This window comes from uncultured Brevundimonas sp., assembly GCF_963975535.1.
GTDB lineage: Bacteria > Pseudomonadota > Alphaproteobacteria > Caulobacterales > Caulobacteraceae > Brevundimonas.
On the sequence record NZ_CAXBHE010000009.1, the window covers coordinates 64,620 to 81,297 of the forward strand.

At 68.3% G+C, this 16,678-nt stretch carries 15 protein-coding genes; 10 read left to right on the forward strand and 5 right to left on the reverse strand.

Annotated elements, in window-relative coordinates; all coding sequences use genetic code 11:
• Positions 1 to 31: 31 nt before the first annotated feature.
• The 9 genes from AACZ75_RS12700 (at position 32) to AACZ75_RS12740 (ending at position 9,384) form a co-directional block, all read left to right on the forward strand.
• The gene (locus tag AACZ75_RS12700) at positions 32 to 1,009 is read left to right on the forward strand and encodes a glycosyltransferase family 9 protein (protein WP_339873294.1); all 978 of its coding nucleotides are present in this window, start codon (positions 32 to 34) and stop codon (positions 1,007 to 1,009) included.
• 123 nt (positions 1,010 to 1,132) lie between these two features.
• Positions 1,133 to 1,654: a translation initiation factor IF-3 gene (gene infC / locus AACZ75_RS12705; RefSeq protein WP_300446211.1), complete on the forward strand. Its 522-nt coding sequence runs from the start codon at positions 1,133 to 1,135 to the stop codon at positions 1,652 to 1,654.
• 205 nt (positions 1,655 to 1,859) lie between these two features.
• Complete coding sequence (locus AACZ75_RS12710; protein ID WP_339873296.1) at positions 1,860 to 3,821, forward strand: prolyl oligopeptidase family serine peptidase; 1,962 nt, start codon at positions 1,860 to 1,862, stop codon at positions 3,819 to 3,821.
• 219 nt (positions 3,822 to 4,040) lie between these two features.
• On the forward strand, positions 4,041 to 4,238 hold the full coding sequence (gene rpmI, locus AACZ75_RS12715) for a 50S ribosomal protein L35 (protein WP_339873297.1): 198 nt from the start codon (positions 4,041 to 4,043) through the stop codon (positions 4,236 to 4,238).
• A gap of 109 nt (positions 4,239 to 4,347) precedes the next feature.
• Positions 4,348 to 4,704, forward strand: a complete 357-nt coding sequence (gene rplT / locus AACZ75_RS12720; RefSeq protein ID WP_300446134.1) for a 50S ribosomal protein L20 — start codon at positions 4,348 to 4,350, stop codon at positions 4,702 to 4,704.
• A gap of 139 nt (positions 4,705 to 4,843) precedes the next feature.
• Positions 4,844 to 5,047 carry a dodecin family protein gene (locus AACZ75_RS12725; protein WP_339873300.1) on the forward strand — a complete coding sequence of 68 codons (204 nt, stop codon included), beginning with the start codon at positions 4,844 to 4,846 and terminating at the stop codon, positions 5,045 to 5,047.
• Between the two features lie 77 nt (positions 5,048 to 5,124).
• The gene (gene pheS / locus AACZ75_RS12730) at positions 5,125 to 6,201 is read left to right on the forward strand and encodes a phenylalanine--tRNA ligase subunit alpha (protein ID WP_339873302.1); all 1,077 of its coding nucleotides are present in this window, start codon (positions 5,125 to 5,127) and stop codon (positions 6,199 to 6,201) included.
• Between the two features lie 10 nt (positions 6,202 to 6,211).
• Positions 6,212 to 8,620 (forward strand): phenylalanine--tRNA ligase subunit beta, encoded by a 2,409-nt coding sequence (gene pheT, locus AACZ75_RS12735; protein ID WP_339873304.1) that lies wholly within the window; start codon positions 6,212 to 6,214, stop codon positions 8,618 to 8,620.
• 146 nt (positions 8,621 to 8,766) lie between these two features.
• A complete protein-coding gene (locus AACZ75_RS12740; protein WP_339873305.1) occupies positions 8,767 to 9,384 on the forward strand; it encodes an EipA family protein in 618 nt (205 codons plus the stop codon).
• Positions 9,385 to 9,694: 310 nt separating this feature from the next.
• Here AACZ75_RS12740 and AACZ75_RS12745 read toward each other — a convergent pair whose 3' ends face one another.
• The 4 genes from AACZ75_RS12745 to glmS all read right to left on the reverse strand — a co-directional run bounded on the left by AACZ75_RS12745 (position 9,695) and on the right by glmS (position 14,820).
• Positions 9,695 to 10,582 carry an SDR family oxidoreductase gene (locus AACZ75_RS12745; RefSeq protein WP_339873306.1) on the reverse strand — a complete coding sequence of 296 codons (888 nt, stop codon included), beginning with the start codon at positions 10,580 to 10,582 and terminating at the stop codon, positions 9,695 to 9,697.
• A 5-nt stretch (positions 10,583 to 10,587) separates the two neighbouring features.
• On the reverse strand, positions 10,588 to 11,820 hold the full coding sequence (locus AACZ75_RS12750; RefSeq protein WP_339873307.1) for an NAD-dependent epimerase/dehydratase family protein: 1,233 nt from the start codon (positions 11,818 to 11,820) through the stop codon (positions 10,588 to 10,590).
• A 76-nt stretch (positions 11,821 to 11,896) separates the two neighbouring features.
• The gene (locus tag AACZ75_RS12755; RefSeq protein WP_339873308.1) at positions 11,897 to 12,775 is read right to left on the reverse strand and encodes a UTP--glucose-1-phosphate uridylyltransferase; all 879 of its coding nucleotides are present in this window, start codon (positions 12,773 to 12,775) and stop codon (positions 11,897 to 11,899) included.
• A 230-nt stretch (positions 12,776 to 13,005) separates the two neighbouring features.
• Positions 13,006 to 14,820 (reverse strand): glutamine--fructose-6-phosphate transaminase (isomerizing), encoded by a 1,815-nt coding sequence (gene glmS, locus AACZ75_RS12760; RefSeq protein ID WP_339873309.1) that lies wholly within the window; start codon positions 14,818 to 14,820, stop codon positions 13,006 to 13,008.
• A gap of 165 nt (positions 14,821 to 14,985) precedes the next feature.
• On the opposite strand from glmS, the gene glmM reads away from it, so the two are divergent.
• A complete protein-coding gene (gene glmM / locus AACZ75_RS12765) occupies positions 14,986 to 16,335 on the forward strand; it encodes a phosphoglucosamine mutase (protein WP_339873311.1) in 1,350 nt (449 codons plus the stop codon).
• Here glmM and AACZ75_RS12770 read toward each other — a convergent pair.
• On the reverse strand, positions 16,332 to 16,655 hold the full coding sequence (locus AACZ75_RS12770) for a metalloregulator ArsR/SmtB family transcription factor (protein WP_339873313.1): 324 nt from the start codon (positions 16,653 to 16,655) through the stop codon (positions 16,332 to 16,334). The two genes, glmM and AACZ75_RS12770, sit on opposite strands and share 4 nt — an antisense overlap.
• Between the last annotated feature and the right edge of the window lie 23 nt (positions 16,656 to 16,678).

A 16,678-nucleotide genomic window follows, 5' to 3' on the forward strand; every position in this document is an offset into this window, starting at 1 on the left:
ACCCTGACCCATGATGCGAAGGCGAATGCGCGTGCCCGACTCCCAGATCACCCCCAAGGTCCTGTTCGTCACCTCCAACCGCATCGGCGACTGTGTCATCTCCTCGGGCGTCATTCGCGAGATCGAACGCCAGCTGCCGGGCGCGGCCATCACCGTGGCCTGCGGCCGCCCGCCCGCGCCGCTGTTCCGGTCGGCCCCCGGCGTCGAGCGCGTCATCATCCTCGACAAGAAGAGGGCGGCCGGCCACTGGCTCGACCTCTGGAAACAGGTCGTCGGCACCCGCTGGGACCTCGTCATCGACATCCGCGGCTCGGCGCTCGGCTATCTGATCCCGGCGCGGCGGCGCGTGATCTACAACCGCTCGTGGGAGACCGGCCTGCCCAAGGTCGAGATGGTCTCGCGCCTGATCGGGGCCCCCGCCGCCCTGGACCCTGAACTCTTTCTCGACGACCAGGCCCGGCGCGAGGCGGCCGCGGTCATCGATCCGCAGCTCGCGGCCGGACCCGGTCCCGGACCGATCATCGCCCTGGCTCCGATCGCCCATCAGCCCGGCAAGAGCTGGCCGGCGGACCGCTGGGGCAGCCTGGTCGAGAAACTCCGCGCCGAGCCGCGCTTCGACGGCTGGCGCTTCATGCTGGTCGGCGGCCCGGGCGACCATGCTCCGGCGGCCCCGGCCCTGAAGGCGGCCGCGGAGCGGGCGATCGACTGCGTCGGGCGCGGCGACATCCTGGCCTCGGCGGCGGCGATCGACCGGGCGACCCTGTTCGTCGGCAATGATTCCGGACTGATGCATGTCGCGGCCGCGGCGCGGCGGCCGACCCTGGGCCTGTTCGGACCGACCGAATGGTGGCTGTACGGCCCCTGGGGTTCGACGACCCGCACCGTCGCCTCCAACGAGACGCGCGGCGCCTTCGCGCCGATCGAGGCCCTGTCCGTCGACCAGGTGTTTGCGGCCGTTCTGGCCCTGCATGCGGACTTCATCGCATCGCCCGCACCGGCTGTGCCTTGAAGTCAGGCCCTTTCACGGGCATATAGCGGACCTTGGAGAACGCGATCGTCGATCGTGCGTATCCTCCTGCAAGTCCATCTGCCCTTTCGACCACACAAGGAAACGACGCCCATTCGCCGTCCGATGAACCAGCCGCCCGTCAAGGACGGGCCGCCCATGAACCAAGACATCCGCGCACCGCGCGTTCTGCTGATTGATCAGAACGGCGAAAAGCAGGGCGTGATGCCCACCTCGGCCGCGCTTGAGGCCGCCGAGGAGGCGGGTATGGATCTGGTTCAGATCGTTTCCACCTCCGAGCCGCCGGTCTGCAAGATTCTCGACTACGGCAAATTCCGTTTCCAGGAACAGAAGAAGAAGGCCGAGGCGCGCAAGCGTCAGAAGGTCGTCGAGCTGAAAGAGATCAAGCTCCGCCCGAACATCGACGTGCACGACTACGAGGTGAAGACCAAGGCGATGCACCGCTTCTTCGACGAGGGTGACAAGGTCAAGGTGACCCTGCGGTTCCGCGGTCGTGAAATGGCCCACCCGGAACTGGGCATGAAGCTGCTCAACAAGGTCCAGGCTGATTTCGACGAGATCGCCAAGGTCGAATATGCGCCGCGCATGGAAGGCCGCCAGATGATCATGATCCTGGCCCCGCGCTGACGGCACCCGGTCCGCGAAAATCCCAGACGCCCCGGCCCCGACGGCCGGGGCGTTTTTCGTTTGCGAACCGCGTTCGGTCAGGCCCCGCCGCGTCCTTGCGCCGGAATCGCCACCGGGTAGCACTTTTCAAACCGGACACGCCGGGCGATAAAGACGGGTGGGGAGGGCTGCGGGATCCGCAGCCCGGCACGGAACAGGGGAATTCATGATCCGATCAATTCTGGCCGCCGGGGCGCTCGCCCTGACGAGTGTTGCGGCCCTGCCCGCGGTCGCCCAGCCGGCACCGCCGCCGATCGAGGCCTATGCGTCCCTGCCGGCCCTGTCCAACCTGGCGATCTCGCCGAACGGCGAGCGTATCGCCTTCATCGGCCAGGCGGGCGTGAACCGCCGCCTCGGTATCCAGACCGTCACCGGCGAGCCGCTCGGCGTGGTCGACATCGGCACCCAGAAGGTTCGTAACGTCCGCTGGGCCGACGACGATCACGTGCTGATCCTGACGTCCACCTATTCCGATCTCTCCGGCATGTCGGGCGACAGCGAATATTACACGGCCCAGTCCTACAACGTCCGGACCCGCAGTTTCGTGACCCTGCTCAACCGTACGGTCGGGGGCGGGGCCAATATGTCGAGCACGCGCATTTCCGGCGGAGCCGGGATGTTCAACATCGTGTCGGGAGCGCCGTTCGTCCATGTCGTCAACGGCGTGCCGCGCACCTTCGTCACCAGCTTCAATCGCGACTTCCAGATGCAGACCTTCGAGGTCGATCTCGATACCGGCGTCGGCACCCCGCGGGATGATTTCAACGGCGTGATGGGCCCGGACGGCCGTGCCGTGGCGCGCGCCAGCTGGGATGCCGAACGCGGGCGCTGGTGGGTTTCGGCCCGCCGCGCCGTCGGCCTGACGCAGATCTGGACCAGCGAAGACCATATGATCGATACGCCGTCCCTGCTCGGCTACGGACGGACCGACCAGTCCGTCCTGGTCCGGGTGCCGGAAGACGGCGGCGATCCGCTTTATGAGATTCCGCTGGACGGCGGCGAGCCCCGCAAGCTGGCCTTCGGCAATGTCGGTGAGGCGTCGCCCATCTATCACCCGCGCACCGGGGCCCTGCTGGGCTTCTATTTCCTCGGCGACAACGACCAGGAATATGTCTTTACCGATGACACCGTCGGTCAGGCCTGGGCCTCGATCGCCGCCGCCTATCCGGATCAGGACGTGCGTCTGGTCTCGTCGACGCCGGACTATTCCAAATTCATCATCCTGACCCAGGGGGCGTCCGACACGGGCACCTACCATCTGGTGGATCTGAAGGCCGGCCGCGCCGTCCGCATCGGCGCGCAGTATCCGGCCATTCCCGTCGAGGCGATCGGCGAGGTGCGCTTCATCAACTATGCCGCCGCCGACGGCACCAACATCCCGGCCTATCTGACCCTGCCGCCGGGGCGTGACGTGGCCGACCTGCCGCTGATCGTCATGCCGCACGGTGGACCCCAGGCCCGCGACGAGCCGGGCTTCGACTACTGGTCGCAACTGCTGGCATCCCGCGGCTATGCGGTGCTGCGGCCGCAGTTCCGCGGGTCGGTCGGCTTCGGCAAGGCCCACTATGAGGCCGGCTTCGGCGAATGGGGCCGCAAGATGCAGACCGATCTGTCCGATGGCGTCCGCTATCTGGCGGCCGAAGGCATCGCCGATCCGGACCGCGTCTGCATCTGGGGCTGGAGCTACGGCGGCTACGCGGCCATGGCCGGACCGACCATCGACCCGGGCGTCTATCGCTGCGCCGCCGCCGGGGCCGGGGTCTCTGACCTGCCGCGCATGCTGGACTGGGAACGGGACCAGACCGGCGGTCGCGACACGCCGGTGATGCGCTACTGGAAGCGGTTCATGGGGGCGTCGCGCATCAATGACGGCTCGCTGACCGAGGTCTCGCCGACCCGCATGGCACAGAATGCCGATGTGCCGATCCTGCTGATCCACGGCCGCGACGACAGTGTCGTGCCCTATGCCCAGTCCGAGGTGTTCGCGACCGCCCTGCGCCGCGCCGGCAAGGATGTCGAAATGGTCGATCTGGTGGGCGAGGATCACTGGCTCTCCAGCGCCTCGGGGCGTCTGGCGGTGTTCAACGCCCTGATCCCGTTCCTCGAGCGGCACAACCCGCCCCGCTGACCGGACCCGCCGCCTCACGCGCCCCGGCCGTGAGGCGGCCCCCCGGTCGGACCGGCCCAGACTCATCTTGCCTTCCGGTCAGGCCTGGCCTACAAGCCGCGCCTTCGCGTACCGAACCGCCGGGCGAACAGGCATGCCTGGGCGGTTCTTAATCAAGGGTCTGCACCCCGGGGGCTCACAAGGTCCCAGGGGCGATAGCCCACTCAAAAGAGAGTAGAAATGCCCAAATTGAAGACGAAGTCAGGCGCCAAGAAGCGCTTCAAATTCACGGCGACCGGCAAGGTCAAGGCCGGCGTGGCAGGCAAGCGTCACCGCCTGATCAGCCACAACAGCAAATATATCCGCCAGAACCGTGGCACCCAGCTGATGGCCGCCGCCGACGCCAAGAAGATCAAATCCTACATGCCCTACGCCTGATCGGCGCAGCGGTTCGATCTGATCTCTTCACACTGAATTTGAACACTGCCCCCGGCATCGCCGAGCGCCATGAGCGCCGCGTCAGGGGCCCAGACAAGGATTAAGCCAAATGGCTCGCGTCAAAAGGGGCGTAGTTTCCCACGCCAAGCACAAGAAGGTTCTGGCCCAGGCCAAGGGCTTCTACGGCCGCCGCAAGAACACCATCCGCGCCGCCAAGGCCGCGGTCGATCGCGCCGGGCAATATGCCTATCGTGACCGTCGGACCAACAAGCGGAATTTCCGTTCGCTCTGGATCCAGCGCATCAACGCCGCGGCCCGGGCCGAAGGCTTCACCTACTCCCAGTTCATGCACGGCCTGGACAAGGCCGGCATCGAGCTGGACCGCAAGGTCCTCGCCGCCCTGGCCATGGACGGCACCGGCTTCAAGGATATCGCTGACAAGGTCCGCGGCGCGCTCGCCGCCTGATCTACCGGACGATGTGACGACACAGACGCCCGCTCCGGGGAACCGGGGCGGGCGTCTTCCGTTGGTCTGGAGTCCCCGGCGCGCGGTTCCGACCGTCCGACGATATGTCGTGACCGGGTCGCAACTCACGGAGACCGCCATGTCCATCGCCCGAGTCACCGAAATCACGTCCGCCTCGACCGTCAGCTTCGAGGACGCGGTCAGCCAGGGCATCGCCCGGGCCGACAAGACGCTGAAGAATGTCGAGGGGGCCTGGATCCAGGACCAGAAGGTCGTCGTCCGTGCCGGCAAGATCGTCGAATACCGGGTCAACATGAAGATCACCTTCATCCTCAACGACTGAGCCGCCCGCCTGCGGACCGCTTCGACCCGGGGCAAAGGCTTTGCGTGACGGCGTCGCCGGGTTAGACGGTCCGCACCATGACTGATCTCGCCCAACTCGAACTCGACCTCATCAACGCCATCGGCGGTGCCGCCACCGTCGCCGCCGTCGAGGAGCTGCGCGTCGCCGCCCTCGGCAAGTCCGGCACCATCTCCGGCCTGCTGAAGGGCATGGGGGCCATGTGCCCCGACGAGCGCCGCGACCAGGGGCCGAAGCTGAACGGCCTGCGCGACCGGGTTCAGTCGGCCCTGGCCGCCCGCAAGGCCGAGCTGGAGGCCGCCGAGCTCGACGCCCGCCTGCTGGCCGAGGGGGTCGACCTGACCCTGCCGGCCCGGCCGCGTCGCCGGGGCAGCGTCCATCCGACCATGCAGGTGATGGACGAGATGATCGCCGTCTTCGCCGACATGGGTTTCGCCGTGGCCGAGGGGCCCGACATCGAGGACGACTTCCACAATTTCACCGCCCTGAACTTCCCGCCCAAACACCCGGCGCGGGAAATGCACGACACCTTCTTCCTGAAGCCCGATCCGGAGACCGGCGAGCGCAAGGTGCTGCGCACCCACACCTCGCCGGTCCAGGTGCGCACAATGATGTCGCAGACACCGCCGATCCGCATCATCGCCCCCGGCCGCACCTTCCGGAAGGACTCGGATGCGACCCACACGCCGATGTTCCACCAGATCGAGGGTCTGGTCATCGACCGCGACATCCACATGGGTCACCTGAAGACGACCCTGATCAATTTCATCGCCCGTTTCTTCGAGGTCGACGACGTCGACGCCCGCTTCCGCCCGCACCATTTTCCCTTCACCGAGCCTTCGGCCGAGATGGACATCCGCTGCGACCGTTCGGGTGGTCAGCTGAAGCTGAACACCGGCAGCGACTGGCTCGAGATTCTCGGCTGCGGCATGGTTCACCCCAATGTGCTGCGCAACTGCGGCATCGATCCCGACGAGTTCCAGGGCTTCGCCTTCGGCATGGGCGTCGACCGTCTGGCCATGCTGAAATACGGCGTCTCCGACCTGCGCCCGATGTTCGAGGCCGATACCCGCTGGCTGGCCCACTATGGCTTTTCCGCCTTCGCGGCCCCGAACGCCGCCAGCGGCCTGAGCTGAGGACACAACGATGAAATTCACCCTGTCCTGGCTCAAGGATCACCTTGAGACCGAAGCCTCCGTCGCCGACATCGCCGCCGCCATGACCATGGCCGGGCTCGAGGTCGAGCATGTCACCGACCCGACGGCCGCCATGGCCCCCTTCACCGTCGCCCGCATCGTCGAGGCGGTGCCGCATCCCAATGCCGACCGCCTGCGCGTCTGCCAGGTCGAGACGGTCGACGGCATGAAGGAGATCGTCTGCGGCGCGCCCAACGCCCGCGCGGGCCTGGTCACCATCTATGCCCCGATCGGGGCCTATGTCCCCGGACTGGATGTGACGCTGGTCGAGAAGCCGGTGCGCGGCGTGGTTTCCAACGGCATGCTCTGCTCGGCGTCCGAGCTGGAGCTGGCCGGGGACAGCGACGGCATCCTCGACCTCGACGCCGGCCTCACGGTCGGCACCCCGGCCGCCGCGGTGTTCGGGGCTGAGCCGGTCATCGATTTTGAGGTCACCCCAAACCGTCCCGACTGGCTCGGTGTCGCCGGCATCGCCCGCGACCTGTCCGCCGCCGGTCTCGGCCCGCTGAAGACCCCGGCCATTGATCCGGTGCCCGGCACCTTCCCGTCGCCGGTCACGGTGCGGATCGACGATCCTGACCTGTGCCCGATCTTCGCCGGCCGCCTGATCCGCGGCGTGAAGAACGGACCCTCGCCCGAATGGCTGCAGGCCCGGCTGACCGCCATCGGCCTGCGCCCGATCAACCGGCTGGTCGATATCACCAACCTGGTCACCTACGATCGCTGCCGGCCGCTACATGTCTACGACGCGGCGAAACTGGTCGGCGGCGAGATCGTCGTGCGCGGCGGTCAGGTGGCGACCGATTCCGGCGAGCCCGAACATCTGATTGCGCTGGACGGCAAAACCTATGCCGTCGATCCCGCCATGTGCGTCATCGCCGATGCCGCCGGCGAGCGTCCCATCGGCCTCGGCGGCGTGATGGGCGGCGAGTCGACCGGCTGTTCCGACGCGACCACCGACGTCTTCGTCGAGAGCGCCTGGTTCGACCCGATCGTCACCGCCCAGACCGGCCGCAGCCTGACGATCAATTCCGACGCCCAGTACCGGTTCGCCCGCGGCGTCGATCCGGCCTCGGTGGTGCCCGGTCTGGAGCTGGCGACCCGCCTGATCCTCGACCTGTGCGGTGGTGAGCCGTCAGACGTCGTGGTCAGCGGCCAGGCCCCGGCCGCGCCCGTCGCCTTCGCCTTCGACCCTGCCTATGTGCAGCGCCTGTCCGGCCTGTCGCTGGGCGAAGACCGGATCGCCGACATCCTGCTGGCGCTCGGTTTCGCCGTCGAGCGCGCCGCGCCCTGGCGCGTGACCCCGCCCAGCTGGCGGCGCGACGTCGAGGGCCCGGCCGATCTGGTCGAGGAGGTCGCGCGCATCGAGGGCTTCGACGCCCTGCCCGACACCCCCCTGCCGGACATGCCCCGCGCGTCCAAGGGCGTGCTCAATCCGCGTCAGGCCCGTGTGCGTCTGGCCCGTCGCGCCCTGGCGGGTCTCGGCTATGCCGAGGCCGTGACCTGGTCCTTCACCCGCCGCGCCACCGCCACCCTGTTCGGTGGCGGCGATGACCGTCTGGTGCTCGAAAACCCGATCGCCTCGGACCTCGACTGCATGCGGCCGTCGATCCTGCCCAATCTGATCCAGGCGGCGGCCCGCAACGCGGCGCGCGGCCATCCCGACGCCGCCCTGTTCGAGATCGGCCCCATCTATCTGGGTGACGGTCCCGGCGACCAGCGCACGGTCATCGCCGGCCTGATCGCCCCGCATCCGGCCCGCCACTGGGGCGGTGCGGGCGAGGATGCCCTGTTCGGCCTCAAGGGCGACCTGATGGCCCTGCTGGAAGAAATCGGGGCCCCGGTGGCTTCGCTGCAGCTGACCCAGGGCCAGAACCGCGACTGGTGGCATCCCGGCCGGTCGGCCCGGCTGCAGCTGGGACCCAAGACGGTCATCGCCGAATTCGGGGCCCTGCATCCGCGCGTGCTCAAGGCGCTGGACGCCGACGGACCGATGCTGGCCTTCGAGATCGTGCTCGAGTCCGTGCCCGAGCCCCGCGGCAAGGGCGGCAAGGCCCGCGGCCCCGCCAATCTGGCCAATCTGATGCCCCTGACCCGCGACTTCGCCTTCCTGGTCGAGGACGGCACAGCGTCCGGCGATCTGGTCCGGGCGGTCAGCGGCGCGGACAAGGCCCTGATCGCCGGCGTCCGGGTGTTCGACCTCTATCGCGGCCCCGGCGTGCCCGAAGGCAAGGCCTCGATGGCGCTTGAGGTGGTGATCCAGCCGCGCGAGGCGACTTTGACCGAGGCCGAGATCGACGCCCTGTCGGCGAAGATCGTGGCGGCGGCGGAAAAAACCGGCGCGACCCTGCGGACCTGAGGGCCCGTGGACAGGGATGGGCGGCGGTCTGGCAAGGTTCCGTTAACCCTGGGGCCGCAAGTCTGCCGTAAAAGGCGGTGACCCTGCGGCTCCGGTCGCGAGTCGCGTGGCCGCCTGCTTCCGTCGCCAGCCCAGAGAGTCCCGCCATGCATCGCCGCCAAATGATCCTGTCCGGTCTCGCCGCCACCGCCGCGGGGTCCGCCCTCGGGGCCTGCGCCTCGGGTCCGCGCCAGCCGACCGAGCCCAGCTATCCGATCTCGTCGGACGCGGCCGCCCCGACCTATACGGCCGAGGAGTTGATCGCCGCCGGGTCGCGCGAACTGGGCATCGCCGCCGAGGCCATGGGCGGGGCCATCGAACGCATCTTCGCCGAACAGGGCGACCGTCCGACCGCCTATATCGCGGGTGAGGAGGGGGCCGGGGCCGCCGGCATCGGCCTGCGCTACGGTCGCGGGGCCCTGCATATGAAGGACCTGTCGGCCTCGCAGGAGGTGTTCTGGCAGGGTATCTCCATCGGCTGGGATGTCGGGGGCAATGTCAGCCGGGTCTTCACCCTGGTCTATGGCCTGTACCAGCCCGACGCCCTGTATCGCCGCTATCCGGGCGTCGAGGGCAGCGCCTATCTGATCGGCGGCCTCGGTGTGAACTACCAGCAGGCCGACGGCATCGTCCTGGCCCCGGTCCGCACGGGCGTGGGCCTGCGTCTGGGGGCCAATGTCGGCACCATGGCCTACAGCCGCCAGCGCAACCTGCTGCCATTCTAGCGCAGGGCGCTACCGCTCGCCGCGCGGCGGCTCGCTTCTTGAGCGCTTCTTCGGGCGCTACCGCTCGCGACGCGGTCACGCGCTGCTTGAGCGCAGGTCCCGCGCGCAGCGCCAGGCCGCGTCGGGTCGACAGGGCAGAGCCCTGTGACCGCGGCCAAACAGGAATGCGCTCAGCCGAACCAACCCCATTTGGTGAGTCCGAAGATCAGCAGAACAATGATGGGCGGAATGGCGATGGCGAGGGTCATGGCCAGGGTGGGTTTCTGTTTCATGGACCCAGCATCACTCTTTCCGGGGCAGGTCGCAATGTTCAGCCGCCCTCGCGGATCAGCGCCTCCAGCCCCTCGCGGTATGACGGATAGCGCGGTCGCCAGCCCAGTTCGGCCTTGGCCCGGGCGTTCGAGATCCGCTTCGAGTCCAGATAGAAGCGCCGCATCCCCGCGCTGACCGAGGCGTCGGTCCAGTCGACCTCGGGCGGGCGCGGCAGGCCCAGCCGTTCCGCGGCCCAGGCGGTCACCGTCTCGGCGGCGCAGGGTTCGTCGTCGCTCAGATTATAGGCGGCCCCGGGTCGGGGCCGGGCCATCGAGGCGAACAGGCCCGCGACCACGTCGTCGACATGGATGCGGTTGAACACCTGACCCGGCTTGCGCACCAGCCGGGCCGTGCCGTCGCGCAGCCGCTCGATCACCGACCGACCCGGTCCGTACAGGCCGGGCAGGCGGAACAGCTGCACCGTCAGCCCCATGCCCTGCGCCGCGTCCAGCCAGTCCTGCTCGGCCCGGACCCGGCGCGCGCCTTCCAGACTGGCGGCGTTCAGGGCGTCGTCCTCGAACACCCAGCCGCCGTCGCGGTCGCCATAGACGGCGGTCGAGGAGACATAGCCGATCCAGTCCGGCCACGACCCCGAGGCCGCCAGCGCCGGGATCAGGTCGCGGGCACCGGGGCAGCCGCCCGCCTCGGGCGGGGCGGTGACCAGGATGGCCGAGGCTCCGGCCACGGCGGCCTGCAACGCGGCGGCGTCGGCCGGATCGAGCGGGGTAAGGCCGTCCTGCGCCAGCTGCGCCCGCCGGCCGGCGTCGCGTGAGGTTGCGGCGACGCTGTCGCCCTGCGCCAGCGCCGCCCGGGCCACGGCCTGGCCCAGCCAGCCGCCGCCGTAGATCACCAGCGACCGGGGAGCGGCGGAGTCGGGTCGGGCCATGCGGATCAGGCGCTGCGGGCTGTGGTGGTGGCGGCGGAGACCGGCAGCGCCGGAGCCGCCTGCACGGCCTCGGCCCGGGCGCTGTTCCACGACGAGACACAGGGCACCTTCGACAGGTCGGCGCGATCGGCGTAGCGGCGGGCGATGCCGGTGACCTCGTCCAGCAGGCCCTGGGCCAGGGTGATCGGCTTCAGCCCCAGATCGCGGAACTGGTCATTGGCCACGACCAGCTCGTTCTCGTCGGCCTCGAGGCGCGGATTGGGCACATTGCTGACCGTGGCCCCGGTCATGCCGGCGATCATGGCCGCCAGACCCCGCACCCGGTGGCTCTCGGTCATCTGGTTCAGGATCTTGACCCGCTCGCCGCGCTTCGGCGGATTGGCCAGGGCCAGTTCGACACAGCGCACCGTGTCCTGCAGATGGATGAAGGCCCGGGTCTGGCCGCCGGTGCCGTGCACTGTCAGCGGATAGCCGACCGCCGCCTGCATCAGGAAGCGGTTCAGCACCGTGCCGTAGTCGCCGTCATAGTCGAAGCGGTTGACCAGGCGCTCGTCCTGACGCGTCTCCTCGGTCTGGGTGCCCCAGACGATGCCCTGGTGCAGGTCGGTGACCCGCAGGCCGTCGTTCTTGGCGTAGAACTGGAACAGCAGGGCGTCCTGGGTCTTGGTCATGTGATAGATCGAGCCCGGATTGGGCGGGAACAGGATCTCCTGCTCGGCCGGTCCGTGGTCGGTGTCGACCGTGACCTTCAGATAGCCCTCGGGGATGCGCAGGCCGGCGGTGGCATAGCCATAGACCCCCATGGTCCCCAGATGGGCCAGATGCACGTCCAGCCCGCTCTCGACGATCGCCGCCAGCAGATGATTGGTGGCGTTGATGTTGTTGTCGACCGTGTACAGCTTGTGCCGCGCCGACTTCATCGAATAGGGCGCGGCTCGCTGTTCGGCGAAATGCACGACACTGTCGGGTTTGACGTCGCGGATCAGGGTGACCAGGCGGTCGAACGCCTTGCCGACGGTCATGTTGACGAAATCGATGCTGCGGCCCGAGACCGCCTTCCACGCGGCGATCCGCTCGCCCATGGTGCGGATCGGGGTCAACGACTGGATTTCCAGCTCATTGTCGATGTTGCGGCGGGACAGGTTGTCGACGATCGTCACGTCCCAGCCACGGGCCGACAGGTGCAGGGCCGTGGGCCAGCCGCAGAATCCGTCGCCACCCAGAACCAGTACGCGCATCTCACTCAAACCCTCGTTGCAACAGGCCGTCTCTGACTAGCCCAAGCCGCGACGCGGGCAAAGCGCAGCGGTCGGTCTAGAGCAGGGCCTCGATCGCCGCCCGAGCCGCCGCGCCCAGGTCGGGCCGCTTCAGCGCCAGGGCGACGTTGGCCCGCAACAGGCCGATCTTGTCGCCGCAGTCGTGGGTCACGCCCGCGTATTCGACGGCGGTGAAGCTCTGGTCCTGCATCAGCCGGGCCATCGCGTCGGTCAGCTGGATTTCACCGCCGGCCCCGCGCTCCTGGGTCTCGAGGAAGTCGAAAATCTCCGGCTGCAGGATATAGCGGCCCGAAATCGACAGGTTGGACGGGGCCGTGCCCTGGGCCGGTTTCTCCACCATCCCCTTCATGCGGATGTTGCGGCCGTCGCGGTTCACCGGATCGACGATGCCGTATTTGTGGGTCTCGCTGTCCGGCACCGCCTCGACGCCGATGACGTTGCCGCCGACCGCCGCATAGACCCCGGCCAGCTGTTTCAGCGCGCCGGGCCGGGAGTCGACGATCACGTCCGGCAGCAGCACGGCAAACGGCTCATCGCCGATGATGTCGCGGGCACACCAGATGGCGTGGCCCAGGCCGAGCGGCTGCATCTGGCGGGTGAAGCTCATCTCGCCGGCGGTGGCCAGTTCGGCGTTCATCGCCGCCAGGATCTCGGTCTTGCCCTTGGCCAGCAGCTGGGCCTCCAGCTCGATCTGGTGATCGAAATAGTCCTCGATCGCCCCCTTGGAGCGACCGGTGACGAAGACGATGTGCTCGATCCCCGCCTCGCGGGCCTCCTCGACGATATAGCTCAGGATCGGCCGGTCGACGACGTTCAGCAGTTCCTTGGGCGTGGTCTTGGTCCCGGGCAGGACCCGGGTGCCGAGCCCGGCGACGGGCAGGACGGCCTTGCGAAGGCGACGGGGCGTGGCGGTCATGCGAATCCTGGTTCAGCGAAGCGCGATCCTAACGCATGATCGGACGGACGGGTGCCATTTTCAAAGCGATCGTCATCCCGGGGCGCGAAGCGACCCCGGGACCCAGCGGCACCGGAGCGAAGCGAAGGTGATGGGGCCGGGCAGGTGTTCGCGACAGGTTCGCGCTCACGCGCGCCGCCGGGTCCCGGCCTTCGCCGGGATGACGAAAGCAAAAATACGGATCGTCGCGGCTATTCCACCGTCACCGACTTGGCCAGGTTGCGCGGCTGGTCGACGTCCGTGCCCTTCTGCACGGCCGTGTAATAGGCCAGCAACTGCATCGGCACCGCATAGACCAGGGCCGCGACCAGCGGGTGACAGTCGGGCGCGGCGATGCGGCGGATACCGGCCCCGTGCGGATCGGGGGCGCGGGCCGGGGCGATCATGATCACCGGACCGCCGCGCGCGGCCACCTCCTGCAGGTTGGAGGCGGTCTTCTCGTAGACGTCGTCCAGCGGGGCCAGGGCCACGATCGGGGTGAATTCGTCGACCAGGGCGATCGGGCCGTGCTTGAGCTCGCCGGCGGCATAGCCCTCGGCGTGGATATAGCTGATCTCCTTCAGCTTCAGCGCGCCTTCCATGGCCAGCGGGAACATGGCCCCGCGCCCCAGGAAGATGACGTCGGTGGCCTTGGCGATGTCCTGGGCCACCTCGCGCAGGTCGCCGTCCATCTGCAGGGCCTCGGCGATCAGGCGCGGGGCCTCGAACAGCGCCTTGACCAGCTCGGCCTCGGTGGTCGCATCGATCCGGCCCCGGGCCACGCCGGCGGCGACCGCCAGGGCCAGCAGGGCGGCGACCTGGGCGGTGAAGGCCTTGGTCGAGGCGACGCCGATCTCGGGTCCGGCATGGGTCGGCCACAGCAGCGAGGCCTCGCGCGCCATGGACGAGGAATGGACATTGACCAGGGCGGCGGTCCTGAGGCCATGCGCCTTGCACCAGGCCAGGCAGGCCAGGGTGTCGGCGGTCTCGCCCGACTGGGACACGGCCACGGCCAGGGTGCCCGGGGTGACGGCCGGTTCGCGGTAGCGGAACTCCGAGGCGATCTCGACGTCGCAGGGCAGGCCCGCCAGCCGCTCGAAGGCATAGCGGCCGATCTGGCCGGCATAGAAGGCGGTGCCGCAGGCGACGATCTGGATACGGTCGATGCCGGCGAAGTCGATGGCCGGCGTCTTGGCCCGGCCGTTCACGAAGTCCAGATACTCCGACAGGGTGCGCTGCACGCTGTCGGGTTGCTCATGGATTTCCTTCTCCATGAAGTGGCGATACTCGCCCTTCTCGACCATGGCCGACGAGGCCGAGACCTGGACGATCGCGCGTTTGACCCCGGTCCCGCTGCCGTCGAACATCCGCGCGCCGTCGCGGTTGAGGGCGACATAGTCCCCTTCTTCCAGATAGCTGATCTTCTGGGTGAAGGGGCCGACCGCCAGGGCGTCAGAGCCCAGATACATCTCGCCCTCGCCCCAGCCGACCACCAGCGGACTGCCGCGGCGCGCGCCCAGGATCAGGCCGTCCTCGCCCTCGATCAGCACCGCCAGGGCATAGGCCCCGATCAGCCGGTCGAGCACCGACTTGAAGGCGGTCAGCGGATCGGAATCCCGCTTCAGCGCCTCGTCCAGCATGTGGGCCATGACCTCGGTGTCGGTCTGGCTCTCGAACACACAGCCGGCGTCGGCCAGTTCGGCCTTCAGCTCGGCGAAATTCTCGATGATGCCGTTGTGGACCAGCACCACACGCCCGGCCTTGTGCGGGTGGGCGTTGGTCGTGGTCGGGGCCCCGTGGGTGGCCCAGCGCGTATGACCGATGCCGAGGGTCGCCTCCAGCGGCTCGGCCGCCAGCACCGCCTCCAGCTCGCGAATCTTGCCCTTGGCGCGACGGCGTTCGATACGCCCGTCGACCAGGGCGGCGATCCCGGCCGAGTCATAGCCGCGGTATTCCAGCCGCTTCAGGCTGTCGATTATCCGCGGGACGGCGGGGCCGATGCCGGTGACTCCGATGATGCCGCACATGATATCTTCCCCGGAAAATGATGGACGCCGCTTTGCGCGCCGGTGCCTGACGGTCTAATCCGGCGCGGAAGGTCCGGTTGCGCATCTAGGCGATCTGTAGCCTTGAGGCATCTGAATTGCGGTTTCGCAAGGTTTCCGTACCGGCGACACCACGGGAGAATCCCATTGGGCGAGCGACGCTATTTCGGCACCGACGGCATCCGCGGCCGGGCCAATACCCATCCGATGACGCCCGAGGTGGCGCTGCGCGTCGGCCTCGCGGCGGGCCGTCTGTTCATGTCCGGCAACGAGCGTCGCCATCTGGCGGTGATCGGCAAGGACACGCGGCTGTCGGGCTATATGATCGAGCCGGCCCTGGTCGCCGGTTTCGCCAGCGCCGGTATGGATGTCCTGACCTTCGGTCCCCTGCCGACCCCGGGCGTGGCGATGATGACCCGGTCGATGCGCGCCGACATCGGGGTGATGATCTCGGCCTCGCACAACAGCTTCGTCGACAACGGCATCAAGCTGTTCGGACCCGACGGTTACAAATTGTCTGACGAGGTCGAGCTGAAGATCGAATCGATGATGGACACCGCCCTCGGCGAGGGGCTGGCCGCCCCGGACAAGCTGGGCCGGGTCAAGCGGATCGACGACGCCCAGGCCCGCTATATCGAGATCGCCAAGGCCAGCTTTCCCAAGACCCTCAGCCTGCAGGGCCTGCGTATCGCCATCGACTGCGCCAACGGGGCCGGCTACCGCGTCGCCCCGACCACCCTCTACGAACTGGGGGCCGAGGTCTTCCCGATCGGGGTCACCCCCGACGGTCTGAACATCAATGCCGAATGCGGCTCGACCTATCCGACGGCCCTGGCCGAGGCGGTCAAGCGCTACCGGGCCGACATCGGCATCGCCCTGGACGGGGACGCCGACCGGCTGATCATCTGCGATGAGCACGGCAAGGTCATCGACGGTGACCAGATCATGGCCCTGATTGCGCGCGACTGGGCCCGGCGCGGCCTGCTGACCGGCGGCGGCGTGGTCGCCACCGTCATGTCCAACCTGGGGCTCGAACGTGGTCTCCTCGCCGACGGCCTGTCGCTCGAACGCACCAATGTCGGCGATCGCTATGTGATGGAACGGATGCGCTCGGGCGGGTTCAACCTCGGCGGCGAACAGTCCGGCCACATCATCCTGCACGACTATGCCACCACCGGTGACGGCCTGATGTCGGCGCTGCAGGTCCTGGCGGTCATGGTCGAGAGCGGCCGCACCATGAGCGACCTGGCCCAACAGTTCGAGCCGGTGCCCCAGCTGCTGCAGAACGTCCGCTACAAGGCCGGCAAGCCGCTGGAGGCCACGGCGGTCAAGACGGCCATCGCCGTCGGCGAGGCCCGGCTGACCGGGGTCGGTCGCCTGCTGGTGCGCAAGTCCGGCACCGAGAAACTGATCCGCGTGATGGCCGAGGGCGATGACCCGGCCATGGTCGAAGGCGTGGTCCTCGACATCGTCGCGGCGATCGAGGCGGCGGGCTAACGTTCAGCCCGTCGCTTCAGGTCTTCCAGCATCGCCACCGCCCCGCGCGCGTAGGGGGCGATCCAGCGATCGTGGACGGCCTTGATCGGCATGGCGTTGAGGTGATTCCAGCGTTCGCGGCCCTCGCGCCGGACGATGATCAGACCGGCGGTTTCCAGGACCTTCAGGTGCTGCATCACGGTGCAGCGATCCAGTGACGGCTCGGCGGCGCACAACTGGCCCGTCGTTCGCGGCCCCGCCTTTATCGCATCCAGCAGGCGACGGCGAAGCGGATTGGCCAGGGCCCGGAACACACCGTCCAGATCGTCGTCGTTTGACATGTTTTATTTTTATAACATAAAAT

Coding starts and splice junctions, on each gene's coding strand:
- infC (WP_300446211.1), top strand. CDS start 1,133: ATGAACCAGCCGCCCGTCAAGGACGGGCCGCCCATGAACCAAGACATC.
- AACZ75_RS12710 (WP_339873296.1), top strand. CDS start 1,860: ATGATCCGATCAATTCTGGCCGCCGGGGCGCTCGCCCTGACGAGTGTT.
- rpmI (WP_339873297.1), top strand. CDS start 4,041: ATGCCCAAATTGAAGACGAAGTCAGGCGCCAAGAAGCGCTTCAAATTC.
- rplT (WP_300446134.1), top strand. CDS start 4,348: ATGGCTCGCGTCAAAAGGGGCGTAGTTTCCCACGCCAAGCACAAGAAG.
- AACZ75_RS12725 (WP_339873300.1), top strand. CDS start 4,844: ATGTCCATCGCCCGAGTCACCGAAATCACGTCCGCCTCGACCGTCAGC.
- pheS (WP_339873302.1), top strand. CDS start 5,125: ATGACTGATCTCGCCCAACTCGAACTCGACCTCATCAACGCCATCGGC.
- pheT (WP_339873304.1), top strand. CDS start 6,212: ATGAAATTCACCCTGTCCTGGCTCAAGGATCACCTTGAGACCGAAGCC.
- AACZ75_RS12740 (WP_339873305.1), top strand. CDS start 8,767: ATGCATCGCCGCCAAATGATCCTGTCCGGTCTCGCCGCCACCGCCGCG.
- AACZ75_RS12745 (WP_339873306.1), bottom strand. CDS start 10,582: ATGGCCCGACCCGACTCCGCCGCTCCCCGGTCGCTGGTGATCTACGGC.
- AACZ75_RS12750 (WP_339873307.1), bottom strand. CDS start 11,820: ATGCGCGTACTGGTTCTGGGTGGCGACGGATTCTGCGGCTGGCCCACG.
- AACZ75_RS12755 (WP_339873308.1), bottom strand. CDS start 12,775: ATGACCGCCACGCCCCGTCGCCTTCGCAAGGCCGTCCTGCCCGTCGCC.
- glmS (WP_339873309.1), bottom strand. CDS start 14,820: ATGTGCGGCATCATCGGAGTCACCGGCATCGGCCCCGCCGTCCCGCGG.
- AACZ75_RS12770 (WP_339873313.1), bottom strand. CDS start 16,655: ATGTCAAACGACGACGATCTGGACGGTGTGTTCCGGGCCCTGGCCAAT.